Annotated in this window: 19 protein-coding genes; 10 read left to right on the forward strand and 9 right to left on the reverse strand. The window is 58.3% G+C overall.

All coding sequences use genetic code 11. From position 1 onward, the window contains the following. Positions 1-56 precede the first annotated feature (56 nt). From AC0V6K_RS11845 to AC0V6K_RS11865, 5 genes are all read left to right on the forward strand, one after another. Positions 57-923, forward strand: coding sequence for an alpha/beta fold hydrolase (locus AC0V6K_RS11845; RefSeq protein WP_472622485.1), 867 nt, complete (start codon positions 57-59; stop codon positions 921-923). Beyond that, positions 920-2,128 carry a glycosyltransferase family 4 protein gene (locus AC0V6K_RS11850; protein WP_472622487.1) on the forward strand — a complete coding sequence of 403 codons (1,209 nt, stop codon included), beginning with the start codon at positions 920-922 and terminating at the stop codon, positions 2,126-2,128. Before AC0V6K_RS11845 ends, AC0V6K_RS11850 begins: the two co-directional genes overlap by 4 nt. 97 nt (positions 2,129-2,225) lie before the next feature. Next, positions 2,226-3,041: a tetratricopeptide repeat protein gene (locus AC0V6K_RS11855; protein ID WP_472622489.1), complete on the forward strand. Its 816-nt coding sequence runs from the start codon at positions 2,226-2,228 to the stop codon at positions 3,039-3,041. Between the two features lie 59 nt (positions 3,042-3,100). Then, positions 3,101-4,429 carry a PQQ-binding-like beta-propeller repeat protein gene (locus AC0V6K_RS11860; protein WP_472622491.1) on the forward strand — a complete coding sequence of 443 codons (1,329 nt, stop codon included), beginning with the start codon at positions 3,101-3,103 and terminating at the stop codon, positions 4,427-4,429. A 99-nt stretch (positions 4,430-4,528) separates the two neighbouring features. Next, the gene (locus tag AC0V6K_RS11865; protein ID WP_472622493.1) at positions 4,529-5,950 is read left to right on the forward strand and encodes a methyltransferase family protein; all 1,422 of its coding nucleotides are present in this window, start codon (positions 4,529-4,531) and stop codon (positions 5,948-5,950) included. 5 nt (positions 5,951-5,955) lie between these two features. Here the strand turns inward: AC0V6K_RS11865 and AC0V6K_RS11870 are convergent, their stop codons facing one another. The 4 genes from AC0V6K_RS11870 to AC0V6K_RS11885 form a co-directional block, all read right to left on the reverse strand. Then, positions 5,956-7,134 (reverse strand): cytochrome-c peroxidase, encoded by a 1,179-nt coding sequence (locus tag AC0V6K_RS11870; protein ID WP_472622495.1) that lies wholly within the window; start codon positions 7,132-7,134, stop codon positions 5,956-5,958. A 187-nt stretch (positions 7,135-7,321) separates the two neighbouring features. Next, positions 7,322-7,624 carry a putative quinol monooxygenase gene (locus AC0V6K_RS11875; protein WP_472622497.1) on the reverse strand — a complete coding sequence of 101 codons (303 nt, stop codon included), beginning with the start codon at positions 7,622-7,624 and terminating at the stop codon, positions 7,322-7,324. A 13-nt stretch (positions 7,625-7,637) separates the two neighbouring features. After that, complete coding sequence (locus tag AC0V6K_RS11880; protein WP_472622499.1) at positions 7,638-9,008, reverse strand: glutamate--cysteine ligase; 1,371 nt, start codon at positions 9,006-9,008, stop codon at positions 7,638-7,640. An 83-nt stretch (positions 9,009-9,091) separates the two neighbouring features. After that, positions 9,092-9,847, reverse strand: a complete 756-nt coding sequence (locus AC0V6K_RS11885; protein WP_472622501.1) for a 16S rRNA (uracil(1498)-N(3))-methyltransferase — start codon at positions 9,845-9,847, stop codon at positions 9,092-9,094. Between the two features lie 40 nt (positions 9,848-9,887). On the opposite strand from AC0V6K_RS11885, the gene AC0V6K_RS11890 reads away from it, so the two are divergent. From AC0V6K_RS11890 to AC0V6K_RS11905, 4 genes are all read left to right on the forward strand, one after another. Next, on the forward strand, positions 9,888-10,292 hold the full coding sequence (locus AC0V6K_RS11890) for a hypothetical protein (RefSeq protein ID WP_472622503.1): 405 nt from the start codon (positions 9,888-9,890) through the stop codon (positions 10,290-10,292). Then, positions 10,289-11,203, forward strand: coding sequence for a 4-hydroxybenzoate octaprenyltransferase (gene ubiA / locus AC0V6K_RS11895; protein WP_472622505.1), 915 nt, complete (start codon positions 10,289-10,291; stop codon positions 11,201-11,203). Before AC0V6K_RS11890 ends, ubiA begins: the two co-directional genes overlap by 4 nt. Beyond that, positions 11,203-11,832, forward strand: coding sequence for an SOS response-associated peptidase (locus AC0V6K_RS11900; RefSeq protein ID WP_472622507.1), 630 nt, complete (start codon positions 11,203-11,205; stop codon positions 11,830-11,832). Before ubiA ends, AC0V6K_RS11900 begins: the two co-directional genes overlap by 1 nt. Before the next feature lie 185 nt (positions 11,833-12,017). Further along, positions 12,018-12,569 carry a DUF4402 domain-containing protein gene (locus AC0V6K_RS11905; protein ID WP_472622509.1) on the forward strand — a complete coding sequence of 184 codons (552 nt, stop codon included), beginning with the start codon at positions 12,018-12,020 and terminating at the stop codon, positions 12,567-12,569. A 17-nt stretch (positions 12,570-12,586) separates the two neighbouring features. On the opposite strand, the gene AC0V6K_RS11910 is transcribed toward AC0V6K_RS11905, so the two are convergent. Continuing rightward, a complete protein-coding gene (locus tag AC0V6K_RS11910) occupies positions 12,587-12,967 on the reverse strand; it encodes a VOC family protein (protein ID WP_472622511.1) in 381 nt (126 codons plus the stop codon). Positions 12,968-13,084: 117 nt separating this feature from the next. Between AC0V6K_RS11910 and soxR the strand changes: the two genes are divergently transcribed. Then, positions 13,085-13,540 carry a redox-sensitive transcriptional activator SoxR gene (soxR, locus tag AC0V6K_RS11915; RefSeq protein ID WP_472622513.1) on the forward strand — a complete coding sequence of 152 codons (456 nt, stop codon included), beginning with the start codon at positions 13,085-13,087 and terminating at the stop codon, positions 13,538-13,540. Here soxR and AC0V6K_RS11920 read toward each other — a convergent pair. From AC0V6K_RS11920 to AC0V6K_RS11935, 4 genes are all read right to left on the reverse strand, one after another. Further along, complete coding sequence (locus AC0V6K_RS11920; RefSeq protein ID WP_472622515.1) at positions 13,537-14,064, reverse strand: SixA phosphatase family protein; 528 nt, start codon at positions 14,062-14,064, stop codon at positions 13,537-13,539. The two genes, soxR and AC0V6K_RS11920, sit on opposite strands and share 4 nt — an antisense overlap. A 204-nt stretch (positions 14,065-14,268) precedes the next feature. Continuing rightward, a complete protein-coding gene (locus AC0V6K_RS11925; RefSeq protein ID WP_472622517.1) occupies positions 14,269-15,171 on the reverse strand; it encodes a sterol desaturase family protein in 903 nt (300 codons plus the stop codon). Positions 15,172-15,293: 122 nt separating this feature from the next. Then, entirely contained in the window at positions 15,294-16,370 is a 1,077-nt protein-coding gene (locus AC0V6K_RS11930; RefSeq protein ID WP_472622519.1) for an AraC family transcriptional regulator, read from the reverse strand. Then, positions 16,367-19,138, reverse strand: a complete 2,772-nt coding sequence (locus tag AC0V6K_RS11935; protein WP_472622521.1) for an ATP-dependent DNA helicase — start codon at positions 19,136-19,138, stop codon at positions 16,367-16,369. Before AC0V6K_RS11935 ends, AC0V6K_RS11930 begins: the two co-directional genes overlap by 4 nt. Positions 19,139-19,147 lie beyond the last annotated feature (9 nt).

The following is a 19,147-nucleotide window of genomic DNA, read 5'->3' on the forward strand; positions in this document are numbered from 1 at the left end:
GTAAGCGGCGCGCGGTTCAACCGGTGGCCAGTTAGATCAGGGGAACACTGCCTCGCATGGGTACGAATTACACAGACCGAAGCTGGACCAGCAGCGACGGGCTAAACCTCCACTTTCGCGATTATGCGGGGCCGGAGGGCTATGACGGCCCGCCGGTGTTGTGCATGCACGGCCTAACGCGCAATTCACGCGATTTCGCCGATCTCGCCGACCACTTATGCAAGACGCACCGCGTAATCGTGCCCGAAATGCGTGGACGCGGGATGAGCGATTACGCGCCCGATTCCGACACCTATAACCCACTGGTCTATGTCGCGGATGTCGAGAAGCTTCTGGCCGAGGAGGGGATCGAGCAGTTTATCTCCATCGGAACTTCGATGGGCGGACTGATGACCATGATGCTTGCCGCAGCTAAACCGGGTCGGATCATTGCATGTGTGTTGAACGATATCGGCCCCGAAGTTGAGACTTCGGGTGTTGCGCGGATTTCCGGCTATGTCGGGCAAGGTAAAAACTATCCAACGTGGCTGCATGCCGCGCGATCACTAAAGAATGTGCACAGCGCTGCTTTTCCCGACTACGATCTCGATCAATGGCTGGAAATGGCCAAGCGGACGCTGGTGGTGAACAAGAATGGCCGTGTCAGCTACGACTACGACATGGCGATTGCCGAACCTTTCTCAAAGCCGGGCAATGCTGCCCCCGACAACCTCTGGCTGGCTTTCGAAGCGTTGCGTGATGTGCCGATGGTGCTTCTTCGCGGGGAATTGTCCGATCTTTTGAGCGAAGCGACCGTTGTGCAGATGGCGGCGCGCAACCCCGCAATGCGCGCGGTCACGATAACACGGGTGGGGCATGCGCCCACGCTGGATGAGCCGGAAGCACGCGACGCAATTGATGCTTTGCTGGGGTCCGTGAAATGAGCACCCGAAGCGCACCCAAGATGGGCGTGAAGAAGCGTGCCTCCAAAAAGGCGGCGTCAAATAACGAAGACTTGCCCGAAAACGCGCCGCGCATCCTCCATTGCCATTCGACTTTTGCCGCCGGCGGAAAAGAGCTGCGTGCCGTGCAGTTGATGAACGCGTTTGGCCGTACGTTGCGGCACAGCGTGGTCTCTGCTGTGCCCGGTCAATACGGAGCGCATCAGCATCTGAACAAAGCGGTCAAAGTGACCTATCCGCGCAAGTTCCCCTCACTTCAGGGGCTCCCAACACCAGGAAGGCTTGCGGAAATTGCCAAGGCTTTAAAGCCTTACGACTTGATCCTGACGTATAACTGGGGCGCGATGGATGTCGTGATGGCGCATACGATGTTCGCCAAAAACATGGATCTTCCGCCGCTGATCCATCACGAGGATGGCTTTAACGAGGACGAAGCCAGCGAACTAAAACTGCGCCGCAATGTGTTCCGCCGTGCGGCTCTCAGGCGTGCGTCAGCGTTGGTCGTTCCCAGCATGCGATTGGAGACGATTGCTCACAGTGTTTGGGGTCAGCCACATGATAAGATCATGCGCATACCGAACGGGATCGACACCAATGCATTTGCCAAGAAACCGAACCCGAGCACGCTGCGTGTGATCAAACGGAAAGGCGAGCTTTGGATTGGCACGCTGGCCGGATTTCGAGCAGTGAAGCAGCTTGATGAGCTGGTCATCGCAGTCTCGAAACTGCCCGAAAACTGTCAGCTTGTTCTGGTGGGTGATGGCCCGGAACGTGAAACCATCGCAAACGTCGCTGACTCGCTTCACCTTTCGCACCGTGTGCATATGCCAGGTGCGGTCACAGACCCGTCACAGGTCGTCGGTCTGTTCGACATTTTCGCTCTGTCTTCGGCATCGGAGCAATTCCCGCTCTCCGTCGTGGAAGCGATGGCAGCTGGACTGCCCGTGGCCGCACCCGACGTCGGAGACATTCGCGATATGGTCTCAGAACCCAATCAGGGACTGATCGCTCCAGCCGGAGACACTTCCGCTCTTGGAGAGGTCCTCAGCAAACTGGTGTCAGATCCGGAATTGCGGGCCGAACTGGGAGCTGCGAACAAGGCCCGTGCACGCGAGCTGTTTGATGAAGGCACTATGGTTGAGCACTATCGCAAGCTGTATTCTGGCGCGTTAGGGCGCGATTTTTAAGGGACAGCATTGCCACCTTGCTTGCATGGCATTGCGGAAGCGCGCTCACCTGCCTAAAGCACCGCCAACAGACCCATTTGATGAGGAACCGAGCTCCGTGGCTCTTACCCCGACTGATCCGAACAAGAACGGCGAAAACGAAGACGCTCCTAAACTGTCCGCAGAAGATGAAATCGCAATGCGCGAAATCGACGAAGCGGTCCGCAAGGATGACGCTGAGGAGTTCGCGAAGAAATATGGCCTCCCCATTGGCGGAGCTCTCGCTGTTTTTCTCGCCGCTTTAGGCTTCTATCTGCTCTATTGGGTACCTTCTCAGGAAGGGGCTTTGGAGAGCGAGTCTGAAGCCATCGTCAAATCACTCGATGCCACCCAGCAACGCGATTTCGACGCGGCGATCGAAGAACTTGGCAATATGACTGAGTCCGACACGCCGGGTGCTCGCACTTCGGCGCGGTTTATCTTGGCAGGTGCCGCTTTGGAGCAAGAGCGCTTTGATGATGCGGTTGCTCTCTACAAACAGATTGCTGATGACGAGGAGGCGCCCGCAGCGATGCGTGATATGGCCCGTATCCGTGAAGTCACCACCAACTATGATGATCGCAAGCCAGAGGACATCATCGCTCGCCTGAAGGATTTGGCTGTTCCAGGAAACGCGTTCTTCGGAAGCGCGGGGGAATTGGTTGCCATCGCGCACCTTGAAGCGGGTGATAAAGATAAGGCCGGGGCGCTGTTTTCGTCCATGGCGAAAGATGAAGACCTGCCAGACACACTGCGCACCCGATCGCGGCAGATGGCGGGCCTATTGGGGGTCGATGCGATTGAAGATGTCGATCAATTGCTCGAAGACGAGGGAGTGACCTCACCGGAGGGGAATGGTGAGGAAGCCGGCACGGATGGTGCACAGGATCAGTAAATGTCCTGGCAACTTTTGGTTGGCTAGACTTCCGAGATAATTTGGACGGATACTTACGAATGCGAATTTCTGCGAAACATTCCGCACTGATTGCCGGTGCTCTTGCAGCATTGGTTACCGGTTGTTCGGGCGACGATAACAAGCGGACAACGCCCACAGTTGGCGAGCGGATGCCTATCCTGTCACGTATCGAAAGCGGAACGACGGTTGACCCGGCTCTGGCTGGTGTCTCCGTGGTCCTGCCTCCAGCGGTAGCGAACCCGGAGTGGGCTCAAGTTGGTGGATCGGCGAGCAAGTCATACGGCCATTTGTCGCTTCCCGAAAACCCGACCAAGGCTTGGACAGCGAGCATCGCTGGATCGACTGATCGCGTCCGTCTTGGCGCAGCACCCGTGATTGGTGGCAACAAGTTGTTCGCGGTCGGCTCTGACGGGACGATCCACGCCTTCGATAAGACGTCCGGCGCACGCATGTGGTCATCTGATGCGGAAATGAGCGACGATATGCGCCCATCCGCTTTTGGCGGCGGCGTCAGCTACGACAATGGTCGTCTTTACGCGACCAACGGCGTGGGCGAGGCAAAAGCCATCAACGCCGAAACAGGCGAAATCATCTGGAAGACGAAACCCGCAGGCCCGCTGCGCGGTTCGCCAACCATCGCCTTTGGCCAAGTTTATGTGATGACGCAGGATAACCAAATCCTTGCGCTTAGCGCCGCAAATGGTGAGCCGGTGTGGGATGAGTCGGGTTCGGCCACGCAGTCTGGCGTCTTTGGCGTTGCGGCCCCTGCAGCTGGTCAGGGCACCGTGATTGCAGGCTATTCGAGTGGTGAGCTGACTGCTTATCGCTACGAAAATGGTCGCTCGCTTTGGGCTGATGCCTTGGCGCGCACCAATATCTCGACACAGGTTAGCTCGCTCACTGATATCGATGCCGATCCGATCATCGATTCCGGCCGCGTTTATGCGTTGGGGCAGGGTGGCCGAATGGCCGCATATGAGCTGCTCACTGGACAGCGTGTCTGGGAACTCAACCTTGCTGGTATCTCCACACCGGCCATCGCGGGTGAGTGGATTTTCACTCTGACCGACGATGCGCGGATGCTGGCAATCGCTCGTTCAAGCGGCCGTGTTCGCTGGATCACGCAGCTGCAACGCTGGAAAGACGAAAAGGACAAAGAAGGCCCGATCTTCTGGACCGGTCCCGTTCTGGCCGGCAATCACCTTTGGGTAGCCAGCTCTCGTGGGCAGGTCTGGAAACTGAGCACGGGCGAAGGCTCCGCGCAGATGTTCACCGAGTTGAAAGAGCCGGTGAGTCTGCCTCCGGTTGTTGCGGGTGGCACACTCTACATCCTGGACGACAGCGGCACGATCCACGCTTGGCGTTGATTTTCTGCAATTAACCTTTGGCGCGCGGGCGTGCCCAGATGGGACCACGCGCAGGGCGTATGCGCGTCCTTAACCCTTTTCCGCTAGGCGAACTGGGTTATGGACGCGACCAAATCAATCAAGGCAGCAGCCAAAAGCGCACCGCCTAAAAGCGATGTGTCGTCTGGCGTTGGATTTGCGGGCCTGCTTGGCCTGATCGCCTGGGTTCTGTTCTGCCGGAACTACCCGCAATTCGCTGACTTTTTTGGGTTTTCAGGAGAGCTTGGCGCGGAGCGCGGCGTGCTTTCTGGCCCTTACGCTGCTTTGGCTGCCATGCTGTTCACCGCCACTCCGATGGCAATCTGGTCCGTGCTGGTCGACAAGGTGCATCTGCGACCTTCGACAGGAATCGATTGGCAACTGAAGCGCCCTATTGGCGATGTGCTGTCCATTTCCTCGATCAAGATCGCCGGTCTTTGGGCGACTTGGGCGGCGCTAGCCGCTCTCTATGCGATGTGTCGGTGGTATTGGGATGGCCAGTATCTCTTCGCCATGCAGGTGCTTGCAACAGCTTTGGTGCCCCTGATGACGCTTTCGGTTCCTTACGTTGTCTGGCTCGATCGGGTGATGATCGAACCGAAGGATGCGACATGGCACTTTGGCGCCATGGTAACGGGCCGCAGTGATTGGGACGCCGAACCTATCAAGAAGCACTGGCGTGCATGGATCATCAAAGGCTTCTTCGGCGCCTTCATGATTTCGATCCTGCCCCCAGGATTTGCCGAAATTGTAGAAGCCGATCCTGTGGCGCTGCTCGACAACCCGGTCGCGTTCGGGATGATCGTGATCACCTTTCTGTTCGTCGTTGACGTGCAGATCGGGACCGTAGGCTACCTGTTCACGCTGCGGCCGCTGGATGCGCATATCCGGTCCGGCAATCCGTTCTTGGGTGGCTGGCTCGCTGCGCTAGTTTGTTACCCGCCTTTCGTTTGGGGCATCATCGGCAACAATTCTCAGGTTCTCAGCTACGAAAGCAATGTCGCTGGCTGGGGGCACTGGCTCGCCGGAAACGAAACGCTGCTGTGGGTTTGGGCCGGCTGGCTCGTCTTCCTTACCGCGATTTACGCCTGGGCGACTGTGGTGTTTGGCATCCGCTTTTCAAACCTGACTTATCGCGGGGTACTGACCAATGGTCCATATCGCTACACCCGCCACCCGGCGTACCTGTCCAAGAACTTGTTCTGGTGGTGCTCGGTCATGCCGTTCCTCGTCACCAGCGGAACACCGATGGACGCAATCCGCAACACGTTCTTCCTGCTGCTGGTCAACGGCATCTATTACTGGCGCGCACGCACGGAAGAGGCGCATCTGCTGGCCGAAGATCCGAAATACCGCGAGTATTACGACTGGATGGAAGAAAACGGGCTGATCACCGCACCTTTGGCAAGACTCAATCGGAAGATCTTCAGCCGAGGCTCGACGCAAAAAGGGTCGGGTGCGGTGGGGGCAGGTCCGCACCCGACTCAGGAGCCCGCCGAGTAACAGGCTCAGCGGATAAAGGGATCGGTGAAACGCGCGTCATTGTTGAGCGTTTCATCCGTTAGAGTTCGCATGAAATCGACAAGCGCCTCGCGGTCATTCTCGCTTAGATTGAGGCGGCGGGGCTGATTGCCTTGCCGTAGGCGGTTGTCCAGCGCGGGACCGTTCTGGACCCCGTCGCTGTAGTGGTCGACGACCTGCCGCAGCGTCGTGAAGCGGCCGTCATGCATAAAGAACCCGGAACGATCGACACTCTTGAGAGAAGGCGACTTAAACAAAGTCGTTTCACCAGCGTCGAGGCCGTTGGAACGGCTGTTGGCTGCAAGCGCATAGGTTGGCGGCACATGGCAAGCAGCGCAGCCAGCGCCGCCATTGTTTGGCCCTGTCATGAACAACTCACGTCCTCGTTGCTCGCTCGCACTAAAACCGGGCAGCGCCTGGTTGAGTGCACGGCCGGGTGCGCCGGGCGCGAATACCATTGCGTATGCCTGATCCCAGCGGCTGTCAGATGAGATCATAGCGCGTTGAAAGTGCGAGAAAGCGCGCTGCATTCGGTTTTCCGTTATCGCGGAATCACCAAAAACAAACTCAAATAGGGCGGGATAGTATTCGAGCTGCTCCATTTTCGCGATCAAAGCGGCGAGGCCGCCATTGTCGTTCCAGCCCATTTCATTTGCATCCAAGATTGGCTGAATGGACTGTTCCTCTACCGTCTGTGCCCGTCGATCCCAGAACATTTCTCCGGGTTCGTAGAAGCGGATATTGGCCAGTCTCATCGCGTGCGCGCTTGTCTGCCCACCGGCGAACCCGGTGGAAAGCTGTTCATCATCGTCAAAGCCGAGCGATTGTTGATGGCATGTCGCGCAAGATGTCGTGTCGTTTACGCTCAGCGATACATCGTAAAACAAGACTCGGCCCAGCGTTGCGATCGCATCATTGACCGGATCGCCCGCTGGGGTGTTGTCGATATCGTTGACGGTGTCGTCGAAATAGTCGGGAAGGGTGGGGTTAGCGTAGTTCTCCAGCGCAGCCATATCGAGATTGAGAAACTGTTGAACCACCGCATTTGCCGCTGTTGCTGGATCGGCCGGTGTAGGCGTGGGGGTAGGTGTGGGAGTGACTGATACGGTGTTGTTGGTGGCAGTGTCGCCCTCGCCACAAGCGGCCAGCGAGAAGAGCATAGCCATTGCGAGGCAGCGCGATCCTGTACTCGCGCGCATCATTGATTTCATGTCGCAGGTCCTCCGTCGTTGCGAACAAGAGGACAGAGGCAGCAATGGCTTTACCGTTAGATGAACGTAGCGTCAGAAATGGTCATCTGCGACAAACCGATACAAACGGCGACTGTCACGATACTCTTCTGCCGACAGAGGCTCACATCAGTGGAGCGCCATCATCCGCCTGATACTTCAGCACTTGGGTGATGGTGACATCAAGTTCGCTGATAGCTTTCTGAAAAGCTGCCATATGCGATGTGCTGAAGTGATAGGCCAGCGCATCATTATCGACCCACTTCTCGGTTATCATGAGCCGGGACGGATCAAGGATATCAACTGAATAGGTATAGTCGATGCAGCCCTCCTCTGCGCGGGAGGCTTGTATCATAGCAGAGAGTGCAGCGTGCCCTGCCTCCAGTGCTCCATCACCCAATTTGGCTTCGCCCAGCACCATCAACATCGCATCATCTCCCTCAGAATGAGTATTTGTACACCTTCGAAACGTCTTCGCCCCACTCGCCGTAATAGGCGTCTAACAGGCGTTGAGCCGGGACTTTCCCACTCGTGACAATTTCGTCGAGCGTTTCCAAATAGCCAGTCTCATTGTCGCCGCTGGCGTTCAACTTCCCGCGCGCGGCGAGTCCGCGATGGGCGATGGCCAGCACCTCGCGACCAAGATCCTGCATGGTCCTGCCGCCGGGGATCGGCGCTTGCAGCCCGAGCTTGGGCGCATCGTTGCGCAGCTGCTCGCGCTCTTCCATCGACCAGCCCTTGACCAAATCCCATGCCGCATCGAGTGCGCCTTGATCGTAGAGTAGGCCCACCCAAAGGGCGGGTAGAGCGCAGATGCGGCTCCACGCCCCGCCATCCGCACCGCGCATCTCAAGGAAGCTTTTGAGGCGTACTTCGGGGAAGGCGGTCGAGAGGTGATCCCACCAATCGCTCGCCGTCGGACGTTCGCCGGGAAGGACCGACAGCTTGCCGTCCATAAAATCGCGGAAGGAGAGCCCCGCCGCGTCGATATATTTGCCGTCGCGGAAGACGAAATACATCGGCACGTCGAGCATGTAGTCTGCCCAGCGTTCGTAGCCGAAGCCGTCTTCGAACACGAAGGGCAGCATGCCGGTGCGGTGCGGATCGGTGTCCGACCAGATGTGGCTGCGATAGGAGAGGTAGCCGTTGGGCTTACCCTCTTTGAAAGGCGAGTTCGCGAAGAGTGCGGTCGCCAGCGGTTGCAGCGCGAGGCCGACGCGAAATTTCTGCACCATGTCCGCTTCGCTCGAATAGTCGAGATTGACCTGAATGGTGCAGGTGCGCAGCATCATATCGAGGCCGAGATTGCCGACCTTGGGCATGTGCCGCATCATAATTTCATAGCGGCCCTTCGGCATAACGGGCAGCTCTTCGCGGGTCTTATCCGGCCACATCCCAAGGCCGAGATAGCTCACTCCGCAACGCTCGCCGATCTCTTTGACCTGCGCGAGGTGACGACCGGTTTCGTTGCACGTTTCGTGCAGGTTTTCGAGCGGCGCGCCTGACAATTCAAGCTGACCCGCCGGTTCAAGACTAACCGCGCCATCTTCGCCTTTCAGCGCGATAACGTTCCCGTTTTCCTCGACAGGCTTCCAACCATACTCCTGAAGTTCGGACAGGATGTCGCGGATGCCGCAGGGCTCGTCATAGGAGGGCGCACGCCGGTCATCGCGCTTGTAGACGAACTTCTCGTGCTCGGTGCCGATGCGCCATTCATCCTTGGGTTTCTCGCCACCTTTCATTGGTGCGATGAGATCGGCAATCCCCTCGATTACGGGTTCATCACCATTTGATGCTTCGCGTGTGCTCATGGATCCACCCGTCCTCTCATGCCAGTTGCCCTAGAAAACGGATTTGGGTGTGGGAAGGGCAAATTGCGTTTTGATCGACGAAGTTATTGTTGGCCCGACCAATCGCCTGCCTGTGCCATCCAGACAGACAGCGCGGCGATCGCGGCAGTCTCACCGCGTAGAATGCGAGGGCCGAGAGTGATTGGGCGGGCTCTGGGATGCGCACGGATCGCAGCCCTTTCAGCATCGTCAAAGCCGCCTTCCGGACCGATCAGGATTGCGGCTGGTGCGCCGTGATTTGCGAACACAGTCGCCGCCGGTTCGCCACCTTCCTCGTCAGCGAAAAAGATTTTGCGGTCGCTGGGCCAATCTTTCAGCAGTGCGTGAAGTTTAACCGGTTCGCGTATCTCGGGCAGCGCAGTGCGGGCACATTGCTCGGCCGCCTCAGTGGTAATGGAGAGTGCGCGGTCTAGGTTTAGTTTGTCCGCGACACATCGGCGCGTGATTACCGGCTGAATACGCGCTGCGCCCAGCTCGGTTGCTTTCTCGAGTACCTGATCAAAGCGATCTTTTTTGAGTAGCGCGGGGCAGAGCCAAAGGTCAGGCACCTCTTCGCGCGGACGCAGCTGCTCAACGATCTTGAGGCCAATTCGCCGCTTCTCGACATGCTTGACCGTCGCGGCCCATTCCCCAGTCGCATTGTCACAAACAATGATTGTGTCACCTTCGCCCACCCGCATCACTTTGCCCAAGTAATGGGCTTGGCCCGCGCCCACAGAAATGGTGGCGTCGCTCTCCAGCGTGTCGCGAACGAACAAGCGCGGTGCGGATTTCGGTGGCCAGGCGGGTGTTGCGGGCATGGCTTGCTCCCTAAGCCCGGTCATCGCTAGGGTGCAAGTCATGACCGCTCGTATCTGCCAATCGATTATTGCCCTCGTGTTCCTGGCGCTCGGCGGTTGGGCGCTTTTTGCACCTTCCCATGTGATAGAGGTGGCACTGACGGAAGCCTATCGCGACACCAGTTTCATAATGCGATTTACAATGGCGTGTTTCGGTGCGCAGGCAGTCATGTTCGGGACTATGGCCCTGGTTGTGAAATGGCACGCAAAGGCGTTTTCCGTCTTCGGCATAGTCCTGATCCCGTTCTTCATTTTCAACTGGTATTTTCATTATGAAGTGCCGGTACTCACCTCGATTGGAATGCTCGATTTTGCAGGCAACCTGATCATGCTTATCGCGTGCGTCGTCGGTTGGAGGGTAGCAAGCCTGGACGAGCAGGACCGCAGCGGGATTCGCAGCCTATGACCCAAAATACCAAGGGCGATATCGTCCCTGATACGCAGCACCGTGGCTTGGTCGCGCGGTTGCCACAGCTGCCCCGTGATTTGGCGCAACTCGCGCGGTTTGACCGGCCCATCGGCTGGTGGCTGCTGTTCTGGCCTTGTGTGTTCGGCGTTTGGCTGACGGGGGCTGGATTTCAGTGGGCACTGCTCGGTTGGTTGCTGTTGGGCAGCATAGCGATGCGCGGAGCTGGTTGTGTCTACAACGACATCGTCGATGCGGACTTAGACGCGCAAGTCGCGCGCACTGCTACGCGTCCCGTGGCGAGCGGGCGAATTTCCAAAAAGCTCGCATGGGGCTGGCTTACATTCCTGTGCCTGATCGGGCTGATCGTTCTGCTGCAATTGCGCTGGCAGGCGCAGCTTGTAGCGCTCGGCAGTCTTGCGCTGGTTGCGGCCTATCCCTTTATGAAGCGGATCACATGGTGGCCTCAGGCGTGGCTAGGCGTGGTGTTCAATTGGGGTGCGCTGGTTGGATGGGTGCAGCTGCGCGACGACAACCTGCTAGCTCTGGCGTGCCTTTATACTGGGTGCATCGCTTGGACCATTGGCTACGACACGATCTATGCACTGCAAGACCGCGAAGATGACGTGTTGGTGGGAGTGAAATCCTCTGCGCTGCGTTTGGGCGGCAAAGTGAAGAGCGGCGTGACCGCATTCTACACAGCTACAATCGGTCTCTGGGGCCTCGCATTCTGGCTATATCGCGATGACGCGCTTGCACTGGTGGCTTTGGTGCCGGTGGCGCTGCACCTCTTGTGGCAGGTCGCGACACTTGATGCCGATGACCCTGACAATCCGCTCGAACGCTTCCGTTCCAACCGCACCGCTGGTGTGCTGATGGCGCTTGCGTGCTTCACGGTCGGGAACGCCTGATGTGCAACCTCTACCGCATGACCAAGAACAAGGACGAAGTTGCGAAGTGGTTTGAGACTGTGGATGCGCTCGGCGGGGCGAATTTTGGTGCTGAAGTCTATCCCGGCTATCCGGGGCTTGTCATTGCAGACGGCGAACTCAAGCAAATGACTTGGGGATTCCCTTTGGTGATGAAGGGCAAGAGCGGTCAGCCGCTTAAGCCCAAGCCTGTCAACAATGCGCGCACGGATAAACTGGATAGCTTCTTTTGGCGCTATTCATTCGAGGAGCGCCGCTGCCTTATCCCAGTTAGTGCTTGGGCCGAAGCGCAGGGACCGAAGGGTAGCAAAACCCGCACTTGGCTCTCTCTGCCCGAAAACGAGTTGTTCGCTTGCGCAGGTGTTTGGCGTGAAAGTGACGAGTTTGGGCTGTGCTATTCCATGGTGATGACGGACAGCGTCGGCAGCGCCGCCGAGAATGTGCATAGCCGGATGCCGGTTTTGCTGAGACCTCAGGACTATCGGTGCTGGGTCTCGGAATCCCCTGAAATAGCCAAGCAATTGTGCAAACCGTGGAGCGGCGAGATCGACATTAACCAGACCGATGAAAGCTGGACACGAGGCACAGCGAGCCAGAAAAGCTTGCTTTAGGCACCGCAAGCGAGTTCAATCCAACCCTGTCCCATTCTAAGAAGCAGAACCAGCGGCTAGGCCCGTATCTGCAATGGCCGAGTGGCGACCGCAGCTTGGATGCTTGATTGGCGCCGAAATCGTAAACTCTGGCTAACCATACCTGTTAGGCAAATCAGAGCGCTTGCCAGTTAGTTAGTCGTGTCATGGATACTTACACGACCTTTCGTAAGGCCGCGCTGGCGCTGAATATGATGGCAATCTTTGCCATCGCTGCCCCTGCGCATGCCGATACCGATACACAGCAAGGATCCTCTCAGGCAGAGGTTGTTGAGCCTGTCACCGTTACCAAGACGACTGATCTGGATTTTGGCCAGATCGTGGCACATTCAACTGGTATCGGCCGGGTCCGCATCAACGCACGCAATGGCAATCGTACGCACAATGCCAACACTTCTGTGTTGGGCACGACCGGCTTTAGCCGTGCTTTGTTCGATGTAACCGGGGAATCGCGGCGATTTGTGATTCTATCAACCTCCAGCAACTCGATCACCCTAACGGGCCCAGGCACGCCGATGACGGTCGATCGCCTGCGTGTTAGCCGCAATAACAGAGGTCAGCGCTCGCTGCCCCGCCGCTACCGCATTCCCAATTCGGGTTCGATGGAAATCGGACTTGGCGGCAGACTGAATGTTCCGGCCAACCAGACCCCTGGAACATACACCGGAACATTCGATCTGACAGTTATCTACGAGTAAGCCGCGCAACTGCACGCTTATTCATAGCTAACCACCTCAAACTCGATCCCGTCCCAATCAAAGAAGTAGAATCGTCTTCCCGGTTCGTAATCATCGTGGCCGAAGGGCTTTAGGCCTGCGTTTGCGACCACCTTTTCTGCCGCTGCGAGATCGTCAACGACGAAGCCTACATGGTTTAGCGGCTGGCCCTTGGAATACTCGCCCTTCACATGATCGCCGGTGTAGAGCGCCAGATAGGTGTCGCCATTGGCCGGATCGCCGACATGGATCGTCCGACCGCCTAACTGCGATTCCCCGCGCCAGCGTTCCTCCCACCCAAGCATTTTCTGGAAAAGGTCCGCGCTGCGCTGAGGGTCTGTGACGGATAGGTTTGTGTGTTCGATATGTCCTTTGGGCATTGGCTACACTCCATTTGTTTCTGGGTGGTGATTTGAAGTGTTCGAATCACCGTGTGCGATCATCATGCAACCTCAACCTAACTTGAGATCAAGAGTTTTCTGCGCTAGCCTCACAACATGGCCAAACCAATCCGAAGCACCGACCTCATACCCATCGGAGAGATGGCCCGTCGCACGGGACTATCTGTCTCCGCAATCCGCTTTTACGAGGAGAAAGGTCTGGTCGAACCCGTTCGCACTAGCGGCAATCAGCGCCGTTTCCTGCGCTCGGATATCCGGCGGGTTAGCTTCATCCTGATCGCGCAGCAGTTGGGCCTAAGCCTTGGCGAGATCGAGACTGAAATGGCGAAACTGCCGCATGGCCGCACGCCAACGGCGCGCGACTGGCAGGCGATAAGCCGTTCAATCCGTGACACAATCGACGGGAAAATCGCTCAGCTGGATCGCACAAGAGACCGTTTGGATGGGTGTATCGGATGCGGGTGCCTCAGCCTCGAGCACTGCGCGATATACAATCCAGAAGATCGCCTGGGTAAGGCGGGATCAGGACCGCGGCAGATTTTGGCTGATTAGTCTTTCGGACCCAGATCAGGGTCAAGATCACGCGGACGAGCCATGTGGACCAGCTCGCCGGTAAACTTCTTCAGGTCCGCCCAATCATCAACCGCGCACTCGATCACGGCGTAGGTCGCGGTCGGAAATTTCACCACCGCCTCGCGGAAGAGCTCGTTCTCCTTCGATGGCGAGATCAGTTCCAGCAGAACCTCTTGTAGGCCCGGATTGTGGCCGGAGATCATCACCGCGTCGTGATCGCTGCCATGCTCTTGCACAGCTTCGATGATGGTCTCGACACTCGCCAGATAAAGCCGCTGGTCATAGATTGGCTCGATTTCGGGCAGACCCATATCGAGAGTCTCTTTTACACGGACCGCGGGGCTGGCGATCACTGCGCCCCATTCGATGCCATGCTCACGGATGTGCTCACCCATCAAGACAGAGCCAAGTTTGCCGCGCTTGTTGATGGGGCGGTCAAAATCGCGCGCGACGGAATCATCCCATTCGGACTTGGCATGCCGCAATAGTCCGAGGATCTTCATGACCCGTGCTTTCTCCCAAGATTGATCCCACCGCGCGGACGTCCACGCTGGGCTCTCTATCAGCACGCGTGAGCATGCGTGTAAAGCAATTGCGGCAGCCGCGCGCACTTTGTTCGGGGCAAAGTGCCAATCGGCTGCCGCTTGGCCTGTCGGAGGAACGTGACAGGCCTTGGGGATTGGTCAAAACTTTCCGAAGTGTGAGCTTCAGACGCCGGCTGGCATGATGCTGAAGAGGGTCACCGATCCTGCGAAGAGCATCATGGTGATCACCGAAATCCGTTCAGCCCAACGCTCTGGCAGGATCACCAACGGCTTCGCATTCTTGCGGAACTCTTCTTTGTAGCGCGGGTGCTCGGTGCCCATCCACTTGTCCCAGAAGGTGAAGTAGAAGCCATAATTGTGGCCTGAGCTGTGGTGCAGATCGTGGTGAGTGGTCGTACTGATCCAGCTGGTAAGCGGATTATCGACCCATCCGGCAGGAAAAAGCTCGCTGCCGGCATGCGCCATCACGTTGCGGATGATTTGGTGCCACAGGAAGAACAGCACCGCATATCCAGCGTAGGAGATCCCTAGCTGACTGGTAATCAACAGGAACAGCGGGACGTATGCTGCCTCAAGGAATGCCTCGGTGCTGGCAAAGCTATAAGCGGTCCATGGCGTCGGCGTGCGCGATTTATGGTGATGCATATGCGTCAGATTGAACAGACGCTTGGTATGCATGGCGCGGTGGAGCCAGTAGAAATAGGCATCATGCACCAGTACCATCAACGCGAACTGCCACAGGATTGTGAGTGTCGCAGGATCTTCCAGCCGCAGCTTGATAAAGCCCATCTCGCGGCCGATCAGAGTGGCCAACGTTGTAACCGCGAAGACCAGAATGGTGCGTCCGGATGACAGCACTTCGCGCTGATAGTCTTTTGCATTCGCACGGCGCTTTCGCTGGATACGGCGGTTTTCCGCCCAAGTGCTGAACACCAGTAAGAACAGCGTCAGCACGCCTGCCGCGATCACATACCGTCCGCCATCGAAATAGATGACGTTCATAAAATGCGCGCCCACCCGTTCAAAGGCTTGCGCTGCGGTCATTCCTGCTTCCGGGGCACTCATCACGGCTGTCTCCTGTGCTGTGTGAGGCTGTTTGTGTCAGACGGTTGCGCTGATGGCTCCTCAGTGCCGGAAAATACCGAGCAATTCTGAAATCGCACGGCCTTTTTCATTTTTGACCAGTGTCAATTTCCGGTTTCGCCCTCGGTAGCAGCGTCGCCAATCGCATTGCGGCGATAATCGCTGGGCGTCGTGCCGGTCTCGCTGCGGAAAGCGCGATTGAAGGTGGGAAGGGAGTTATAGCCAAGGTCCATTGCGATGGTCAGCACGGGAATGTCGACCTGCGCGCGGTCCGCAAGTTGATGTTTCGCTTCGGCAATGCGGTGGCGATTGAGGAACGCCGAGAAATTGCGATGGCCCAAACGGCGGTTGATCAGTGCGCGCAGGCGATGTTCTGGCGTATCAAGCTGCGCGGCCAAGCCCGCAATGCTCAGGCCAGTTTCGCGATAGGCACCCTCCGCCATCGCGGCCGTCAACTTTTCATGCAGCACAGTTTCGGATGGTGAGAGGTCCAGTGTTTCGGTCTCGTCCTCTGGAGATACGGGTTTTTCTTCCCCGATCACAGGCAGCAATTCGCGGTCTGCGCGGAACAGGGCGAGAGCCGCGAAGAGCATAATCACCATGATGATGATCGAATTGATGAGCGCGGAAACGGGGTGGCGGCTGTCCAGCGCTGATACCAGTTCGAGCACTTCAACCGTCAGGATTTGACCTGCTTGAGCGGCGACCAGCAACGGCAACCAAAGTCGCACGATGCGTCGCTGCTCCACGAGATCATCATCGCGCTCGAACACGCCGACGCGAACGAGGTCAACGATCAAGACTAGGGCCACGAAGTGCAGTAGAAGAAAGCCGGTAAGCCCGGTAACAGGCACAAAGTTGGACAGGAACCAGCCCAGCACCATCAACGCCGCCGCGCCAAGGATCATGCGTTGTTCTGGTTCGCGTTCAAACAATCTGCGCCCGAATAGCCAGATCCAGAACGGTGTCGAAAGCGAGATGAAGTCGGTCCATGGCTTCAGCGGTCCGAAAGCGTAAATGAGCGGAGCCGAATTGAGCAGATAGCCGATCACGCCGACAATCATGCCAAGCAACGGCAATCGCACAGACAAGCGCACTTCGCTCGCGGCGACCATTGCGATCAGCGTGAGGCCGCTGCCAACACTGATAATCCGGATCAGGAAAAGCCAGTCTTCGATCATGCGGAGCTATCTGGAATGTCTTGGCCGAGGTTTCCACCTGTTTCGACGAGCGAAGGCGGTTCTTCGCCGATCATTCCCTCCTTGATGCGGGTAAGGGCTTCGTCGAGCGTCACGCGGCGAACCTGAGTTCCATCGGGAAAAGCGCTGAGCAATCGGCTGGGGAATGCGGCGGAGAGGACCACGAAATGGCCGTGATCATCCTTGTTGCGGATTAGGCGGCCAAAAGCCTGCGCAAGCCGCGCGCGGATGATGCGATCATCGTATAGGCTACCACTGTCTGAGGCCGCACGGCGAGCTTTGTGCAGGATGTCAGGGCGCGGCCACGGCACGGCTTCGAGAGCCACGCAGCGCAAGGAGCGTCCGGGCACATCCACTCCGTCTCGCAAGGCGTCGGTGCCGAGTAAGCTGGCGCGTGGATCGTCGCGGAAGATATCGACCAGCGTTCCGGTGTCGATCGGGTCGACGTGCTGCGCGTAGATCGGCAGGCCCTCGCGTGCCAGTCGGTCAGCAATACGGCCATGAACCGCGCGCATGCGGCGGATCGCGGTGAACAGTCCCAGCACGCCGCCATCCGAAGCCTCGATGATCCGTGCATAGGCGCCTGCAAGGCCGGGAAGGTCGCCTTTCTTCACATCGGTGACAATCAGTACTTCGGCGCGGCTGGCATAGTCGAACGGGCTGTCAGCGGCGGACAGAAGTGGTTGCGTTTCGACATGCGCTGCGCCGGAGCGGGCGATGGCCGATTCCCATGGGTCGCCCGCAGCTGTGCCAATGCGGTCAGTCAGGGTGGCGCTGGTCAGCATCACGCCATGCGCGGGTTCGAGAACGACTTTGGCAAACGGCTTCATCGGGTCGAGCCAGCGGCGATGGATTGCAACGTCAAATTCGCGCGCGTCAGAGCGATCAACCGCAAGCCAATCGACGAATTCAGGGTCCGCTGGTCCGCCGAGCCTTGCGAGCAGTGACTCCCATGCGGCCAGCAGATCAACTCGCCATTGCAGCGAAAAGCGTGCACCTTCGATGCGGTTGCGGCCTTGCCCGTCGAGCCAGTCGGGCGGGTCGGCCAAGATCGCTTCCAGTCTTCCGCCCAGCCGGATCAGCGGGGTGCGGATGGCGGCCAAGGCCTCGACGGCGGCGCCCGCTGCCTCGATTACCTCGCCCGGAAGACCCGCAGCTTCGATTTCGATGCCGTAACCTGCTTCCTGTCCTCCGCTTTCGTCGCGCGCATATGTCGCCCCGCGCACCGCGAAGAGCAGTTTCTCTATGGGGCCGGATGGTTCGTTCTCTACCAGCCGCTGAAGCCAGCCTTCGCTTGGCAGCGCTTCTCCGGCCTCGCACGCCGCTTCGATTGCTTCGCCGCCTTCATCATCGTAGCTGGCGACATCGGCTAGCCGCGCAGACAGCCCGCGCCGCCGGCCTCGATTCTTGCGTTCGGGACCAATGATCCAACGGCGCAATTCGATCGTTTCCTGGCCCGAGAGCGTCGCCGCAAAGGTGCTATCGGCGGCTTCAAAGACGTGATGACCCTCATCAAAGATCAAGCGGGTGGGGCGCTGTGCGTGGTCGCGGCCGCGGGCAGCGTTGATCATCACGAGTGCATGGTTGGCGATCACTAGATCGGCCTGCGCGCTGTCCCGCGCAGCACGCTCAATAAAGCACTTCCGGTAGTGCGGGCATCCGGCATAGATGCATTCGCCGCGCTGATCGGTCAGGGCTGCGATCCCGCGTTTGCGAAACAACGTGCCAAGCCAGCCCGGCAGATCGCCGCCAATCATATCGCCATCGCGCGTGAACGCGGCCCAGCGCGCGACCAACTGCGCGAGGATTGCTGGTCGCCCTTGAAACCCACCTTGCAAGGCGTCCTCGAGATTAAGCAGACAGAGATAGTTTTCGCGCCCCTTGCGCACCACCACGGGCGGCGTGCCGTCAGGCCGCTTGATCGGCCATGCACGGCGGCTTTCGCTGCGCAATTGGCGTTGCAGGTTCTTGGTGAAGGTCGAGACCCACACGGTGCCGCCGCTGGCACTAGCCCACAATGAAGACGGAGCGAGGTAGCCGAGAGTCTTGCCAATACCGGTGCCGGCCTGCGCCAATGCGATATGCGGCATCGCGCGCTTGTCCCGGGGTGAGAAGATACGCGCAACGTCGCCTGAATAGGTGCGCTGTCCTTCGCGTTTCTCGGCATCTTCTCCAGTCAGATGGTCGAGCTGTGCAAGGACATCAGCGTGCGAGAGATCGACTTGCCTTGGGCTTCCGCGCTCCACGGCCTCTTCCCACTCGGGCAAACGAGAGAACAGCCATTTCTCGGCACGTTCGGGCTTGCTCACATACGGCTTGAGCACATTTGCCCATGGCCAGCGAAGGCGCTGCATGGTCTCCAGCGTGCTCCACGCGCCCTCACGTTCGAACCATTCCGGATCTTCGCATGCAGCAACCATGGCACCTGCCGCGCGCTGCAGGAACTCTGGCACATCCTCGTCGCCCTTTGGCTCGTCAATCTCCAGCGCCTGTGCCAATCCGCGCGGTGTCGGAACGCAAAAGCGGGCAGGGTGTACAAACGCGAACAGTTCCAGCAGATCGAGACCCGAGAGATCAGGATAGCCCAGCCGGTTCGCCACCAGTGGCGCATTGATGATCAGGACTGGCGTGTCAGACGCCGCCATGATCGCGTCACCCTTTGAAACCGCTCCGGTCTCGCCATTCGGTGCGCGCAGCCAATTGCCGCCATGGCTGGCGTGCAAAGCAGGAAGAGGAACGGGGGCGGTCACGCGACAAGA

It is taken from the genome of Erythrobacter sp. S43, from assembly GCF_057364955.1.